15 protein-coding genes and 1 tRNA gene are annotated in these 14,290 nt (G+C 69.6%); 10 read left to right on the top strand and 6 right to left on the bottom strand.

Features of this window, described 5'->3' with window-relative positions; all coding sequences use genetic code 11:
• Window positions 1-48 precede the first annotated feature (48 nt).
• Window positions 49-1,281, top strand: a complete 1,233-nt coding sequence (gene dusB / locus BA895_RS09350; protein WP_070191633.1) for a tRNA dihydrouridine synthase DusB — start codon at window positions 49-51, stop codon at window positions 1,279-1,281.
• 27 nt (window positions 1,282-1,308) lie between these two features.
• Here dusB and BA895_RS09345 read toward each other — a convergent pair whose 3' ends face one another.
• Window positions 1,309-2,016 carry a hypothetical protein gene (locus BA895_RS09345; RefSeq protein ID WP_070191632.1) on the bottom strand — a complete coding sequence of 236 codons (708 nt, stop codon included), beginning with the start codon at window positions 2,014-2,016 and terminating at the stop codon, window positions 1,309-1,311.
• A gap of 70 nt (window positions 2,017-2,086) precedes the next feature.
• Here BA895_RS09345 and BA895_RS09340 point away from each other — a divergent pair, with 70 nt between their 5' ends.
• Window positions 2,087-2,725: a YdeI family protein gene (locus BA895_RS09340; RefSeq protein WP_070191965.1), complete on the top strand. Its 639-nt coding sequence runs from the start codon at window positions 2,087-2,089 to the stop codon at window positions 2,723-2,725.
• Window positions 2,726-2,757: 32 nt separating this feature from the next.
• Here BA895_RS09340 and BA895_RS24705 read toward each other — a convergent pair whose 3' ends face one another.
• A complete protein-coding gene (locus tag BA895_RS24705) occupies window positions 2,758-2,889 on the bottom strand; it encodes a hypothetical protein (protein WP_256388441.1) in 132 nt (43 codons plus the stop codon).
• 82 nt (window positions 2,890-2,971) lie between these two features.
• Here BA895_RS24705 and BA895_RS09335 point away from each other — a divergent pair, with 82 nt between their 5' ends.
• The 3 genes from BA895_RS09335 to BA895_RS09325 all read left to right on the top strand — a co-directional run bounded on the left by BA895_RS09335 (window position 2,972) and on the right by BA895_RS09325 (window position 6,752).
• The gene (locus BA895_RS09335) at window positions 2,972-4,201 is read left to right on the top strand and encodes a deoxyguanosinetriphosphate triphosphohydrolase (protein WP_070191631.1); all 1,230 of its coding nucleotides are present in this window, start codon (window positions 2,972-2,974) and stop codon (window positions 4,199-4,201) included.
• Between the two features lie 92 nt (window positions 4,202-4,293).
• Window positions 4,294-6,234: a DNA primase gene (gene dnaG / locus BA895_RS09330; RefSeq protein WP_070191630.1), complete on the top strand. Its 1,941-nt coding sequence runs from the start codon at window positions 4,294-4,296 to the stop codon at window positions 6,232-6,234.
• Complete coding sequence (locus BA895_RS09325) at window positions 6,234-6,752, top strand: hypothetical protein (RefSeq protein ID WP_070191629.1); 519 nt, start codon at window positions 6,234-6,236, stop codon at window positions 6,750-6,752. The genes dnaG and BA895_RS09325 overlap by 1 nt, the downstream gene beginning before the upstream one ends.
• An 18-nt stretch (window positions 6,753-6,770) precedes the next feature.
• Here the strand turns inward: BA895_RS09325 and BA895_RS09320 are convergent, their stop codons facing one another.
• Window positions 6,771-7,466 (bottom strand): helix-turn-helix domain-containing protein, encoded by a 696-nt coding sequence (locus tag BA895_RS09320; protein ID WP_070191628.1) that lies wholly within the window; start codon window positions 7,464-7,466, stop codon window positions 6,771-6,773.
• Window positions 7,467-7,560: 94 nt separating this feature from the next.
• Between BA895_RS09320 and BA895_RS09315 the strand changes: the two genes are divergently transcribed.
• The 5 genes from BA895_RS09315 (at window position 7,561) to BA895_RS09295 (ending at window position 11,656) form a co-directional block, all read left to right on the top strand.
• On the top strand, window positions 7,561-8,046 hold the full coding sequence (locus BA895_RS09315; RefSeq protein ID WP_070191627.1) for a hypothetical protein: 486 nt from the start codon (window positions 7,561-7,563) through the stop codon (window positions 8,044-8,046).
• Between the two features lie 57 nt (window positions 8,047-8,103).
• A complete protein-coding gene (gene tal / locus BA895_RS09310; protein WP_070191626.1) occupies window positions 8,104-9,189 on the top strand; it encodes a transaldolase in 1,086 nt (361 codons plus the stop codon).
• Window positions 9,186-11,012, top strand: a complete 1,827-nt coding sequence (locus BA895_RS09305) for a glycoside hydrolase family 15 protein (protein WP_070191625.1) — start codon at window positions 9,186-9,188, stop codon at window positions 11,010-11,012. The genes tal and BA895_RS09305 overlap by 4 nt, the downstream gene beginning before the upstream one ends.
• Window positions 11,009-11,491 (top strand): hypothetical protein, encoded by a 483-nt coding sequence (locus BA895_RS09300; RefSeq protein WP_083283160.1) that lies wholly within the window; start codon window positions 11,009-11,011, stop codon window positions 11,489-11,491. The genes BA895_RS09305 and BA895_RS09300 overlap by 4 nt, the downstream gene beginning before the upstream one ends.
• Before the next feature lie 92 nt (window positions 11,492-11,583).
• Window positions 11,584-11,656: transfer RNA gene (locus tag BA895_RS09295), tRNA-Asn, on the top strand.
• A 92-nt stretch (window positions 11,657-11,748) separates the two neighbouring features.
• Here the strand turns inward: BA895_RS09295 and BA895_RS09290 are convergent.
• From BA895_RS09290 to BA895_RS09280, 3 genes are all read right to left on the bottom strand, one after another.
• Window positions 11,749-12,648: an amino acid ABC transporter permease gene (locus tag BA895_RS09290; protein ID WP_070191623.1), complete on the bottom strand. Its 900-nt coding sequence runs from the start codon at window positions 12,646-12,648 to the stop codon at window positions 11,749-11,751.
• Complete coding sequence (locus BA895_RS09285) at window positions 12,645-13,310, bottom strand: amino acid ABC transporter permease (RefSeq protein WP_070191622.1); 666 nt, start codon at window positions 13,308-13,310, stop codon at window positions 12,645-12,647. Before BA895_RS09285 ends, BA895_RS09290 begins: the two co-directional genes overlap by 4 nt.
• Window positions 13,311-13,385: 75 nt before the next feature.
• Complete coding sequence (locus BA895_RS09280) at window positions 13,386-14,225, bottom strand: glutamate ABC transporter substrate-binding protein (RefSeq protein WP_070191621.1); 840 nt, start codon at window positions 14,223-14,225, stop codon at window positions 13,386-13,388.
• Window positions 14,226-14,290 lie beyond the last annotated feature (65 nt).

Raw genomic sequence — 14,290 nt, 5'->3', positions numbered from 1 at the left:
AAAATCTCTCCTGTGACTGCCGTACTGACCCCCGAGCGCGACGCTGGATTGACCGCCGTCGACGGTTCCGCACGCGTCGGCGCGGTCCTGCCTCCACTGCGTATCGGTCGTCACGTCATCGACTCACCCGTCGTGCTCGCGCCGATGGCCGGCATCACCAACCGCGCCTTCCGCCGACTGTGTCGCGAGTCGGGCACCCGCTTCGGACCCGACCGCCCAGGGGCCCCCGCTGCCGGGGTGTCGGGCGCGAGCAGCCTCTACGTCAGCGAGATGATCACCTCACGGGCGCTCGTCGAGCGCACACCGGAGTCGATGCGCCTGATCGAGCACGACCCTGACGAGCACCCTCGCTCGATCCAGCTCTACAGCGTCGACCCCGCCACCGCCCGGGCCGCGGCCCGCATGCTCGTGACCGAAGACCGCGCCGACCACATCGACCTCAACTTCGGCTGCCCCGTGCCCAAGGTGACGCGCAAGGGTGGTGGCGCGGCGCTGCCCTGGAAGAAGGACCTGTTCCGTGCCATCGTCGGCGCCGTCGTCGAGGAGGGCGCGCGCGGCGACGTGCCGGTCACCGTCAAGATGCGCAAGGGCATCGACGACGAGCACCTGACCTACCTTGACGCTGCGCTCGCGGCCGAACAGGAGGGGGTGGCCGCGGTCGCACTGCACGGCCGAACGGCATCCCAGGCCTACTCGGGCACCGCAGACTGGGCGGCCATCCGGCTGCTCAAGCAGACGGTGACCACCGTTCCGGTGCTCGGCAACGGCGATATCTGGTCGGCGGAGGACGCCCTTCGGATGGTCGCCGAGACCGGGTGCGACGGGGTGGTCGTCGGCCGCGGCTGCCTCGGCCGGCCGTGGCTGTTCGCCGACCTCGCGGCCGCGTTCGCCGGCAGCGACGTTCGGGTGACGCCGAACCTGGGCGAGGTGACCGACGCGCTACGCACGCATGCCACCTACCTCTGTGACTTCTACGGCGAGGAGGGGCGCGCCTGCCGCGACATCCGCAAGCACATTGCCTGGTACCTCAAGGGTTTTCCGGCCGGTTCGACGGTGCGCAACTCGTTGGCCCTCGTCGACTCCCTGAGCTCACTCGATGCCCTGATCGCCATGCTCGACCCCGATGTGCCGTGGCCGGGCGACGCAGCTGAGGGCCAGCGCGGACGAGCCGGCTCACCTCGCAGGGTGGCCCTGCCCGAGCAGTGGCTCGAGTCGCGCGAGCTCTCCGAGACGCACCGGCGCACGATCGCCGAGGCCGAGCTCTCGGTCAGCGGCGGCTGAGCCGGGGGCACGCCAGAAGGTCGGGCTTCAGCGCACCCACACCGTCACGGGGCCGATGGCCTCGCACCCTGCCGCCACCGCCGCAGCGATGCTGTCGCCGGCCTCCCAACCCACGATCGGGATGCCGCCGACGACCTCGCGGGCCGCGGTGACCGCCGACCCCCAGGCTGAGCCGGCGGTGCCGGAGCGGCTGAAGAGGTTGCCCAGACCGGCCACGTCGCCGGTGACGTTGACGATGCAGCCCGCGACGATGGGCGCGTCCGGTGCGCCGGTCGCGGAGGCGGCGAGCACGTGCACCCCGGGCTCGTCGACGAGGCTCGGGTGCAGGATGCTGGCGGCGTCGGGCTCGTCTGCCCAGGCCGCGGTCCAGGCCATCATGTCTTCGTGCGTGTGCGCTTGGCGCCAGACGAGCGCTGGTTCCGGTGCGGGCACGTGTCTCGTGCCGTCGTGCCACAGCCACTGGCCGGCCACCAGTCGGGCGAAGTCGTCGCCCGTGAGGTCGAGTGCACTCCAGCTGTCCTTGACCGATGCACCGTCAGAGCCGTCGATGCGACCCAGCAGCTCGAGCTCGTCGAGGTCGGGGGAGAGGGTGACGGCATCGGGGTAGTACGGCGGTGTGCGACTCTGCACGCTCCAGGCCCGGTCATCGATGGTGGTGCGCAGTCGGTAGGTTCGGCAGACGGCGTCGCACCAGAGGGCGTTGTTGTGGGCGGCAATGAGGATGCGGTCGGTCACCGTTCGATCCTCGCAGGTGCGGTGCTGTGCCGGGTGGTCACCTGTCGGTGGTGGCTGGCACGATCGAGTCATGCGTGACGGAGGCACGAGCGAGCGGCCGGCCACCTTTTTCGACGACGCCGACGACTTCCGTGCGTGGCTCGAGGTCAACCACGAGCGCGCCACCGAGCTCTGGATGGGCCTGCACAAGAAGCATGTCGAGCCCAGGGGCCTGCAGTGGGCCGAGGCGGTGCGCGAGGCCCTGTGCTTCGGCTGGATCGACTCCATGGCCCAGCGCATCGACGATGACGCGGTGCGGCAGCGGTGGACCCCCCGCAAGCCGGGCAGCAACTGGAGCACGATCAACATCGACTCCGTCGCCGAGCTGACCGCTTCCGGTCGCATGTGGCCGGCCGGGCTCGCAGCCTTCGAACGACGACGGGCAGACCGGTCCGGGGTCTACGCCTACGAGAACCGCGACCGGGTCTGGCCCCCCGAGTTCGAGGCGCTCTTGCGGGCCAGCGACACGGCATCCCTCTTCTGGGACGCCGCGACCCCGAGCTACCGCAAGGTGGCGACGAACTGGGTCGTCACCGCCAAGCAGGAGTCGACCCAGCGCCGGCGCATGGCGCAGCTCGTCGACGACTGCACTCACCTTCGCCTCATTCCGTCGCAGCGCTACGGCGACGAACCCGCGTGGGTGCGTCGCCTGCACTCAGAGCTGGGTTGAGCGGACGTGATCTGCGCTCGAGCCCGTACGGGTCAGCGCTTGGCCTTGGGGGCGATGATCTCCGGGTGGTCCTTCGCCGCCGACTTCGCGTGCTTGTCAGCGCGCTTCTCCTTCAGAGACTTGGCCTTCTCTGACATGTGGGACTTCGGTGACTTGTCGCCCATGACGAACTCCTTGAGTCGGAAGCCCGAACGGCTTCGCCACCAGTATGCCCTCGGAGGTGGGCCTCCCGCATAGGGTCAGGGCGTGAGCTACCAGGGTCGAGACCGGGAGCGTTGGGTGGCGGAGGACCCTGCCCAGAAACGGGCCGACCGCGACGACTTCGCGCGCGACCGCGCACGGGTCGTGCACTCGTCTGCCCTGCGTCGGCTCGCCGCCAAGACCCAGGTGCTCGCGCCGGCCCACGACGACTTCGTGCGCAACCGGCTCACCCACTCGCTCGAGGTCGCCCAGATCGGTCGCGAGTTCGGTGCGGCCCTCGGCTGCAACGCCGACGTCGTCGACACCGCGTGTCTCGCGCACGACCTCGGTCACCCGCCCTTCGGCCACAACGGTGAGACGGCGCTCAACGAGATCGCCTCGCCCATCGGGGGGTTCGAGGGCAACGCTCAGACCCTGCGGCTGCTCACCCGACTGGAGGCCAAGCGCTCGCACCCCGACGGCACCTCGGCCGGCCTCAACCTGACCCGGGCCAGTCTCGACGCCACGACCAAGTACCCCTGGGCGCGGGGGCAGGCACCTCACGAGACGGCCAAGTTCGGGGTGTACGCGTCTGACCTGCCGGTCTTCGACTGGGTTCGAGACGGGGCCGAGCCGGCCCGCCGGTGCCTCGAGGCGGAGGTGATGGACTGGTCGGACGATGTGGCCTACTCGGTTCACGACGTGGAGGACGGGATCGCCTCCGGCTGGATCGACCCGCGCGTGCTGACCTCGACCACCGACATGGCGACCGTCGTCGCAGTGGCCGCTCGCACGTACGCCCCCGACCTCGACCCGAACGCCCTCGGTGAGGCGCTCCAACGGGTGATCGGCACGGGGGCGATCCCGCCCGACTACGGCGGGTCGCGACGCGACCTGGCCCGGCTCAAAGACATGACGAGCCGGTTGATCGGTCGCTTCGTGCTTGTCGTTGAGCAGGCGACCCGGGAACGGCACGGGCCTGGACCGTTGACCCGTTTCGAGGCCAACCTGGTCGTGCCCGACGACACGCGAGCCGAGTGCTCGGTGCTCAAGGCGCTGGCCAACCATTTCGTGATGACCACCGACGAGCGGCTTACGGTGATGGCCACGCAGCGCGACGTCGTGGCGGCGCTCGTGGCGGCCTACCGGTCCGAGCCCGAGGCCCGCCTCGATCCACCGCTGCGCGCCGACCTCGTCACGGCTGACACCGACGCCGACCGGTTGCGCGTGGTGGTCGACCAGGTGGCCTCGCTCACCGACGTGCGGGCACTGCTGCTGCACCAGCAGTGGGCCTGAGCGCTACCCCTGGCGCCGAGCGTTGGGCCGCGGTCCCGCCGTCGGCCTCACGACCTAGACTCGCGGTCAGGAAGAGGAGGGCCGGCGACGTCATGGCGGGGTTGATCAAGAGCGAGGACATCGCGACCGTGAAAGACCGGTCGTCGATCGAGGACGTCGTCAGTGAGCACGTCACCCTTCGGCGCTCGGGTGCCCGTCTCGTCGGACTCTGTCCCTTCCACGACGAGAAGAGCCCCTCGTTCGGTATCAACCCGGGCGCCGGCTTCTTCCACTGCTTCGGGTGCGGTGAGGGTGGCGACGTCATCTCGTTCGTGCAGAAGACCGAGCACCTGAGCTTCTCCGAGGCCGTCGAGCGACTGGCGCAGAAGCTCGGCATGGAGCTGCGCTACGAAGACGGCGGGTCCGGCCCACGCCAGGAGGGGCTCGGTCGTCGCACGCGCCTGGTCGAGGCCCACCGGGTGGCTCAGGAGTTCTACGCCGACGCGCTGCTCAACCTGCCGGTCGCGCGAGCCGGTCGTGACTTCATGCGCGCGCGCGGCTTCGACGGCGCTGTCGCCAAGCGCTTCGGGGTCGGCTTCGCCCCGCGTGGGGGTGAAGACCTCGTGCGGGCCCTGCGGGCCAAGTCGTTCAGCGACGACGAGATGGTGGCAGGCGGTCTGGCCGGTCGTGGTTCACGCGGCCTCTACGACCGGTTCCGGGGGCGGCTGGTGTGGCCGATCCGCGACATCACCGGCGACACGGTGGGCTTCGGGGCCCGCCGGCTGTTCGACGACGACCGCATCGAGGCGAAGTACCTCAACACCTCAGAGACCCCGATCTACAAGAAGTCGGCTGTGCTCTACGGACTCGACCTCGCCAAGAAGCGCATCGCCGCAGATCGCCAGGCGGTCATCGTCGAGGGCTACACCGACGTCATGGCCTGCCACCTCGCGGGGGTCGAGACCGCGGTCGCCACCTGCGGCACCGCGTTCGGCGCCGAGCACATCAAGGTGTTGCGCCGGATGATGCGCGACGAGGCCGACCGAGCCCCCGCGAAGGTGATCTTCACCTTCGACGGCGACGCTGCCGGTCAGAAGGCGGCCATGCGCGCCTTCGCCGACGACCAGAAGTGGAGCTCGCAGTCGTTCGTCGCGGTCGAGAAGTCGGGCAAGGACCCCTGCGAGCTGCGCCAGGCCGGGGGAGACCCCGCCGTGCAGGCGCTCATCGAGGATGCCGTGCCGATGTTCGAGTTTGCGGTGCGCACCACGATCAAGCGCTTCGACCTCGCCACCGCCGAGGGCCGCATCCAGGCGGTGCGAGCGGTGGCGCCGATCGTGGCCTCGATCCGTGACCAGTCGCTGCAGCCGGAGTACACCCGAGAGGTGTCGGGCCTGCTCGGCCTCGAGGTGGAGCAGGTCGCGAGCGAGGTGTCGCGGGCCGGGCGTCTCAAGGTCGACGAGGAGCGCAAGCCCGAACGCCAGCCCGACCGGATGGTCGAGGAGTCGCTCGAGCCGGGGGAGGGCGAGCTGCGCGACGCGATACCGGTGCCCGACTCACGGGACCCGGTCGTGCGAGCCGAGCGTCAGCTGCTTCAGGTGCTGCTCCAGTTCCCAACGGTCTTCGCCGCCGCGTCGTTCGACGCGCTGACGCCCGAGTCGTTCTCGGCGCCGGCCCATCGGGCGGTGTTCGACGGCATCCGCATCGCTCGTCACGATGCTCAGCAGGGCACTGACCACGCCACCGTGCGCGCCTGGACCTCGTCGGTCATCGAGGCAGCGCCGAGCGCCGTCGCCGGTCTGGTCAGTGAGCTCGCCGTAGCCAACCTGCCGAGCCGGATGGACCCCCTGACCGGGCTGCCGACCTCTCGCTACGTCAGTGAGCTCTTCGACCGGGTGCGCACCATCGCGTTGACTCGGCGGATCGCCGACGCCCTGAGCGAGATGCGCCGGCTCGACCACGCCGAGACGCCCGACCCCGAGCGCGCCCGCGAGCTCTCCATGAGCCTGCAGGTGCTGCAACGCGAGCTGGCGACGATCAAGGCGGCGATGGGCTGATGGCACTGTTCGAACGACGTCGCCGACCCGACCTTCCCCAGGCGGTGCGCGATGCCGTGCCACTCGGTTCCGGTGAGCGGGTGCTGGCGTGGGCCACCGACGAGAACACCGGTGACTACGCGGTGGCCACCACCTACCACCTTGGCCTCGTCGGGGCCGACGGCGGACTGGTGTGGCAGCGCCCCTGGCACGAGGCGGAGTCGGGCACCTGGCAGGGTGACTCAGGCCTGCTCACCGTGGTCTGGGTCGACCATCGTCGACCGACCCAGTGGCTGGTCCGGGAGCCGTCACTGCTGCAGCAGACTCTGCGCGAGCGACTTCAGGCGAGCGTGGTGCTGGCCGACGAGTTTCGCACCGAGAACCGGCGTACGGTGCGGGTCGTGCTGCGCCAGAACCTCGCCACCGGCAGTTTCATCGAGCAGATCGTGCCCGGCAGGGGCGCCGACCTCCGCGACCCGGCCGTGGCAGCCGAGGCCACGGCCCGCCTGGCGCGGTTGCGCTCTGAAGTGGGCCTTTGACGGCCCAAGAGTCGAGCGTCACGTCGTGGGTGCAGGGGCTTCGGATGCTGCGCTGCGTTCGGGGTGGATGATGACGCAGCAGCGGCCGGGGCAGGGGGCCAGCTCGGCCCGGTCGGGATTGTCTCCGCGCCCCTTCAGGGTGCCGCGCAGAAGGGCGTGGTTGAGGCCGCACACCAGCTCGGTCTGACGCTGGGACAGCTGGTGGAAGGGGCAGTTGGTCAGCTCGATGTCGCCCTGGTCGTTCTCGGTGGGGGTGTAGCCGCTCGCGGTCAGCGTGGTGAGCAGGTCTCGCTCCGGTTCTGCTGATGACTCGCCCTCGGCGGCGGCGGCGGCGAGCACGGCGGAGCGCACGGCTCCGGAGGGGTCGGCGGCGACCGCGTCGGCGAGCAGCCGGGCAAGCAGCGTGTAGTTGCGCGGCGGGATCGACAGGCTCACCTCCTGCCGAACCGGTTCGTAGTGCTTGGCCGGACGTCCGGCCCCGGGGCCGCCGCGACCGGCCGGGCGGGCGTAGCTGGTGGCGACCAGGCCGGCCGCGGCCAGCAGGTCGAGGTGGTAGGCCGCCAGGGCGCGGCTGATCCCCGTGGCGGTAGCCGCGTCGTCGCGGCGCACCGGCCGGTCCTGGGTGGAGACGTAGGCGTACAGCCGGCGACGCACCGGGTCGGTGAGGGCGCTGAGGTCAGCGAGTGCGTCGTCCTGGACCGGGTTGTTGACCATGCCCAAATTCTAACACCAGCACCCATTGACAAAAGATCCTGACGAGGACCATTCTAAAAATGGTTCAAACAATCGTTAGAAGGAGAGGATCCACATGACCTCGACCACCGCACCACCGTCTGGTCTGCACCGGCTCGGCAGCGTCTGGAACCACAGCATCGGCGAGCCGGCCTACGGGGCCTACGTGTTGCTGCACATCGGCTACGTGGCGCTCCCGCTGCTGATGGGGATCGACAAGTTCGCCAAGGTTCTCAACCCCGACTGGCCGGGTTACCTGGCCCCGTGGGTCGTTCACCTGTTGCCGTTCTCGGCGCAGACCGCGATGTACCTGATCGGGGTGGTCGAGATCGTGGCTGGGGTGCTCGTCGCGCTCACGCCCCGGTACGCCGCCTACGTCGTTGCTGCCTGGTTGGCGGGGATCGTCGTCAACCTGCTGACCTACTCGGGTTTCTACGACGTGGCCCTGCGTGACTTCGGGCTGCTGATCGGGGCCTTGGCGTTGGCACGACTGGCCGCGACCTACGACCACGCCTGGGCTGGCCGCCACCCGATCGACCGCGTACGGCGCCGGCACCACTGAAAGCGAAGCGGGGGCGGTCGCCCGGATGCGCCCGCCTCTGACGAGAAGGAGATCCTGATGAATCCCACGCGGCAGCTGCACCACGCCGGGCAGAGCCTGTGGCTGGACTCGATCAACGCCGCGATGCTGACGAACGGCACCCTGGCCGGCTACATCGACGAGCTCGACCTGACCGGGCTCACGTCGAACCCGACCATCCTCGGCCGGGCCATGGCTGCCGGCACCGGCTACGACGGCTCGCTCCGAGCCCACCTCGCAGCCGGATGCCGGGAGCCGGAGCAGCTGGTGCTCTCGGTGGCGCTGGAGGACATCACCGCAGCGGCTGACCTGTTCCGACCGGCGTGGGAGGGCTCCGGGGGCGTCGACGGGTACGTCTCGATCGAGGTGCCGCCCGGTCTGGCCGACGATGCCGACGCCAGCATCGAGGTCGCCCGCCGGTTGCATCGGCAGGCAGACCGGGCGAACGTGCTGGTGAAGATCCCCGGCACACCTGCGGGCCTGGTGGCGATGGAACAGCTGGTGACCGAGGGCATCGGGATCAACGTGACCCTGTTGTTCTCCGACACGCACTATCGGCAGACCGCGGAGGCCTACCTCCGGGCGCTGGAGCGGCGGGGGCGGGGCGATGCGCCGCTCGACGTGCCCTGCGTGGCCTCGGTGTTCGTCAGCCGCTGGGATGTTGCCGCCGACCCGCAGCTGCCCGCGCAGCTGCGGGGGCGCCTCGGGCTGGCTGTCGCCGGGCAGGTCTACTCCTCCTACCGATCGCTGCTCACCACTGAGCGGTGGGCCGCGCTGGCTGCGGCGGGCGCCCGACCTCAGCGGGGGCTGTGGGCATCGACGGCCACCAAAGACCCGAACCTTCCTGACACCTACTACGTCGACCATCTCGCGGCCGCCGACACCATCAACACCATGCCCGAGCAGACTCTGCTGGCCTACGCCGACCATGGTGGTCCGGTGCAGCCGATGGAGGCCGACGACGCGGCGGCCGCACGCTTCCTCGCGGATGTCGCCGGGCACGGTATCGACATCGACGCACTGGCACAGTCTCTGCAACGGCGCGGAGCCCGCGCCTTCGAAGCCGACTGGTCAACGCTGCTGGCGGCCATCTCGGTCAAGACTGCGGCGCTGGACCCCCGATGAGCTGGGGTCAGGGGGTCCCGGTGGTGCCGCGCCGGACTGATGGCTACGCCCCGATCGAGCAGTACGCGGCGATCGGCGACGGTCGCACGGTGGCGCTGGTCGCCGCCGACGGGGCGATCGACTGGTGGTGCCTGCCCGACATCGACTCGGCGGCGGTGTGCTGGTCGATGCTTGACGCCGACAGCGGCGGGCGGTTCACGCTGGCGCCCACCGCGGCCTACACCGTTTCGCGCCGCTATGTCACGAACACCAACGTGCTGGAGACGACGTTCACCACCGCCACCGGCGCGGTCCGGGTCACCGACGCGCTGCTGCTCGGCCAACCTGGCCTCGCGCCGCTTCGCGAGCTCTATCGACGGGTCGACGGCGTGGCCGGTCAGGTGATGATGCGCTGGCAGCTCGCACCGCGCTTCGACTTCGGTCGCACCCCGACCCGCCTGGTGCGGCGGGCCGGCGTCCCCGTGGCGCAGGGGCGCGGTCAGGCTCTGGCCGTGTGCAGCTGGGGAGCCGGCGACCCCGAGCTGCGCCCGACCCAGCTGGCGGCGCAGTTCACCCTCGACGCGGGCGAGTCAGCCGGCATCCTGCTGGCTTACGCGCGTGGTGAGCCGCTGGTGCTGCCGCCGCGGGAGGAGGTCGACGAGCGGCTGCGCGAGACCTGTCGCACGTGGCGGGAGTGGGCGCAGAGCCGCCACCACGACGGACCGTGGAGAGAGGCGGTGGTGCGCAGCGCGCTGGCGCTCAAGCTGTTGGTCTACGCCCCGTCGGGGGCGCTGGCTGCGGCGGCCACGACCGCCCTGCCCGAGATGCTCGGCGGCGAACGCAACTGGGACTACCGCTACTGCTGGGTGCGCGACTCGGCGTTCATCCTCGACACCCTGACCTCCCTGGGCTGTGCGCCGGAGGCTGAGGCGTTCTTCTGGTGGCTCATGCACGCCTCCGCGCTGACCCACCCGCGTCTGCAGGTGCTCTACCGACTTGACGGTGGCGCCCAGGCGACCGAGACCGAGCTGGCCCTGGACGGCTACCGCGGGTCGCGCCCGGTACGCGTGGGCAACGGCGCCTCGGGGCAGCTCCAGCTCGACGTCTACGGCGACCTGTTGGAGGCGGCGTGGCGCTACGCCCACACCTGCGGCACCATCGACCCCGAGATCGCCCGCCGGCTGGCCCAGACGGCTGACCTCGTGGCCGAGATCTGGCCCCGACCAGACTCCGGCATGTGGGAGGTGCGCAGCGAGCCGCAGCACTTCACCCATTCCAAGATGATGTGCGCGATCGCACTCGAGCGGGCCGCCGCGCTGGCCGATCTCGGCGCGTTGCCGAGCCGGCACGTCGCCCGCTGGCTAGCCGAGGCGCGTGCGGTGCGCGACTTCGTCGAGCGCAACTGCTGGTCGCAGGATGCCGGTGCCTACGTTCGCTCGGCCGGGAGCACCGATGTGGACGCCTCGGTCTTGCTGGCGGTGCTGTTCGGCTACTCCCCACCCGACGACGAGCGCCTGCGGTCGACCGTCGACGTCATCGGCGAACGCCTGGCGCAGGGGCCCTTCGTGGCGCGGTACACCGGTGACGACGGACTGGCCGGCACCGAAGGAGCGTTTCTGGCCTGCTCCTTCTGGCTCGTGGAGGCGCTGGCCCGCACCGGTCGACGAGCCCGGGCCACCGCCCTGTTCGAGCAGCTGCTCAGCCACGCCAACGACGTCGGGCTCTACGCCGAGGAGGTCGACCCTGAAACGGGTGCGTTCCTCGGCAACTTCCCTCAGGGCCTGACCCATCTGGCGTTGATCAGCGCAGCCACGGCCCTGGCCGGTGAAGGGTACCGGCCGTGATGCTGTGGGGCGCCGTCGCGGGAGGTTTCGCCGGAACGCTGGTGCTCACGACCCTGCTACGGGCGGCCGGCGAGCTGTCTCTGACCCGCATCGACCTGCCCTTCCTGCTGGGCACCGCTCTGACCAGCGACCGCAGTCGGGCCAAGGCGCTGGGCTACGTGCTGCACTTCGCGGTGGGTCAGCTCTTCGCCTTCGGCTATCTCGGGATGTTCGTCGTGATCGGCCACTCCGGCTGGCTCCTGGGAGCAGTCTTCGGCCTCACCCACGGACTGTTCTCGATCACGGCCCTGGTCAACGTGCTGTTGCCGGTGGTGCACCCACGGATGGGTTCGACCTACACCGCCGCCGGATCGTCCCCGCTGCTGGAGCCACCGGGGTTCCTGATGCGCAACTACGGCGCGCGCACTCCGGAGATCACCATCGCCGCCCATATCGCCTACGGGGCCCTGGTCGGTGGGCTGATCTCGCTGGCCGCCTGAACCCGCGTGGCCATCCCCGTTGTCCCGGCCGGCCGGCGGCCTGGCCGATTTAGCGACGGCCCTGCCCCTTTGCTATGTTTGCCCCGCAGCATTCCCCTGTAGCTCAATTGGCAGAGCAGCCGGCTGTTAACCGGCAGGTTATTGGTTCGAGTCCAATCGGGGGAGCCGACACGACCGAAGGCCCCGACACCATCGTGTCGGGGCCTTCGGTCGTCGGGGCCACGGCGCCCGTTGAGTAGGTCAGCAGCCTAGAGGGCTCAGTGGCCGTGGGAGGCCGACTCTGCCTCCGCAACCGCCGCAGCGGTGATGCCCGCAGGACCAGCCTTCTGCGGGCCCTGACCCCGGCTCTTGAGCCACCGTTCGACGGCCGCTGCGACCCGGGTCAACGCGTAGTTGATGACGATGAAGATGAGCGCGGCCACGATGTAGGCCGGCACCGTGTTGGCGTAGGCCGAGCCCAACGTCTTGGCCGCGTTGAGCAGCTCGGGGTAGGTGATGACCACCCCGAGGGCGGTGTCCTTGAGCACGACGACGAGCTGTCCGACGAGAGCCGGGAGCATGGCCGTCAACGCCTGCGGCAGCTGGATCGACCGGAGGGTCTGCGACGGTGACAGGCCGATCGACAGGCCGGCCTCGCGCTGGCCCGATGGCAGGCTGAACACGCCGGAGCGCACCAGCTCGGCGATGACCGACCCGTTGTAGAGCGTCAGCGCCAGCACGACCGAGGCCAGCGGGGCGGTGCTGGCGGAGACCAGGTCGCTCGTGGCGAAGTAGCCGAAGTAGGCGAACACCATCATGATCAGCACGGGCACCGAACGGAAGAACTCGACGACCGCCCCGCAGAGGCCGCTGATCCACCGGTTGCCCGAGAGCCGGCCCATGCCGAAGACGAGGCCGAAGATGCCGGCGAACACCACCGACAACGCGGCGGCCTTGATGGTGCCCCAGAGGCCGGTCAGCAGGTACTGGGTCCAGACCTCCGGGTCGGTCACGAAGGGCGTCCACAGCGACTTCTCGAGCTGGTTCGCCTCGCCCATCTTTCGTAGGACGAGCCAGGCGATCGCGAGGGCGATGACGATGCCCACCACCGTGAGGATGGCGTGCCGTCGCCGGGCCTTGGGGCCGGGAGCATCGAACAGAACGATCTCGGAGCTCATCGCTTCACCGCCAGGCGCCTAGAGAGGTTCGTGAACAGGATGCCGAGGGGCAGCGTGAGAATGACGAAGCCGAGCGCGAAGAGGAAGAAGGTCGGCAGGCTGGCCCCCTCGTTCTCGGTGATCTGAGCGAGCAGGCCCGCGGCTTCGGAGGTGCCGAGGATGACGGCCGCGACGGTCGTGTTCTTGATGAGCGCGATGAGTACCGAGCCCAGGGGTGCGATGGCGCCTCGGAAGGCCTGGGGGAGCAGCACCTCGGTGAGCGACTGGTTGAAGGTGAGCCCGATCGAGCGGGCCGCCTCGGCCTGGCCGGTCGGAATGGTGTTGACACCGCTACGCAACGCCTCGCACACGAACGCCGCGTGGTAGACCGACAGCACGATGGCCGCCCACCAGTAGGCGTTGCGGCTGAGGTCCTGGCTAAGGCTGATGCCGAGGATGAAGGAGATGCCGAGGATGCTGAACACCATCAGGAGGGTCAGCGGGGTGTTGCGGAAGATGTTGACGTAGCTCGTGCCGATGAAGCGCAGCACGCCGACAGGCGACACCCGCAGGATCGCGACGATGGTGCCCAGAACCAAGGCGCCGATGGCGGCCAGCAAGGAGAGCTGGATCGTCACCCAGAAGGCACCGAGGATGTCGTACTTGCTCAGGATGTCGCCCATGCATCACCTCTCGTGGTGAGCCCGTGGGCGGGGCGCCGCGACTCACGTCGTCGGCACCCCGCACCGGGTGGTCGGTCAGGAGCAGGCGGCCGGGGTGGGCGGGTTGCCCTCGCCGGGCTTGTAGCCGGCGGGCCCGAGGTTGCTGTCGACCGCCTTCTGCCAGGAGCCGTCGGAGATCATCGACTTGATCGCGTCGGTGATCTTGCCGCACAGGGCGGTGTCACCCTTCTTGAGGCCGATGCCGTAGTTCTCCGTGGAGAACGGCTTGCCGACCACCTTGAGCTTGCCCTTGTACTGTTCCTGCGCCGCGTAGCCGGCCAGGATCGTGTCGTCGGTGGTGAGGGCGTCGATGGAACCGGAGGCGAGGGCCGCCACACATTCGGAGTAGGTGCCGAACTCCTGCAGGTTGACCCCGGGCACCTTCTTCAGCACGTTCTGCGCCGAGGTCGACCCGGTCACCGAGCACAGCTTCTTGCCCTTGAGCGAGTCGGGACCGGTGATCGAGGAGTCGTCGGCGCGCACGAGGAGGTCCTGCCCAGCGATGAAGTAGGGGCCGGCGAAGCTGACCTTCTCCTTGCGGGTGTCGGTGATCGAGTAGGTGGCGACGATCATGTCGACCTGGCCGGTCGAGATCAGCGTCTCGCGCTGAGCGCTGGGCGCCTGCACCCAGGTGATGTTGCCCTCGTCGGTGCCGAGCTTCTTGGCAACGTACTTGGCGACGTCGACGTCCATGCCGGTGAAGTCGCTGCCCTTCTTCAGGCCCATGCCGGGCTGGTCGAACTTGATACCGATCTTCAGGCCCTTGCTGTCTCCGCCACCGGAGCCGGAGCCGCCTCCGCTGTCGGACCCACAAGCGGCGAGGGTCAGGGCGAGCGCCGCTCCTGCTGCGATCGCTCCGATTCGTCGTGTCTTCACTGATTTCCTCCAGAGGTGTTGCCGTGTCGTGCTGGCGGCTGTGAGTTGTGCATTTCGGTCGGCGG

The sequence above is a fragment of the Humibacillus sp. DSM 29435 genome (assembly GCF_001758225.1).
Lineage (GTDB): Bacteria > Actinomycetota > Actinomycetes > Actinomycetales > Dermatophilaceae > DSM-29435.
This window is presented reverse-complemented; position numbering and strand designations above follow the sequence as displayed.

Bases quoted from the DNA above. Each gene is read 5' to 3' on its own strand.
- BA895_RS09340 (WP_070191965.1), top strand. From the start codon at position 2,087: ATGCGTGACGGAGGCACGAGCGAGCGGCCGGCCACCTTTTTCGACGAC.
- BA895_RS24705 (WP_256388441.1), bottom strand. From the start codon at position 2,889: ATGGGCGACAAGTCACCGAAGTCCCACATGTCAGAGAAGGCCAAGTCT.
- dnaG (WP_070191630.1), top strand. From the start codon at position 4,294: ATGGCGGGGTTGATCAAGAGCGAGGACATCGCGACCGTGAAAGACCGG.
- BA895_RS09325 (WP_070191629.1), top strand. From the start codon at position 6,234: ATGGCACTGTTCGAACGACGTCGCCGACCCGACCTTCCCCAGGCGGTG.
- BA895_RS09320 (WP_070191628.1), bottom strand. From the start codon at position 7,466: ATGGTCAACAACCCGGTCCAGGACGACGCACTCGCTGACCTCAGCGCC.
- BA895_RS09315 (WP_070191627.1), top strand. From the start codon at position 7,561: ATGACCTCGACCACCGCACCACCGTCTGGTCTGCACCGGCTCGGCAGC.
- tal (WP_070191626.1), top strand. From the start codon at position 8,104: ATGAATCCCACGCGGCAGCTGCACCACGCCGGGCAGAGCCTGTGGCTG.
- BA895_RS09305 (WP_070191625.1), top strand. From the start codon at position 9,186: ATGAGCTGGGGTCAGGGGGTCCCGGTGGTGCCGCGCCGGACTGATGGC.
- BA895_RS09290 (WP_070191623.1), bottom strand. From the start codon at position 12,648: ATGAGCTCCGAGATCGTTCTGTTCGATGCTCCCGGCCCCAAGGCCCGG.
- BA895_RS09285 (WP_070191622.1), bottom strand. From the start codon at position 13,310: ATGGGCGACATCCTGAGCAAGTACGACATCCTCGGTGCCTTCTGGGTG.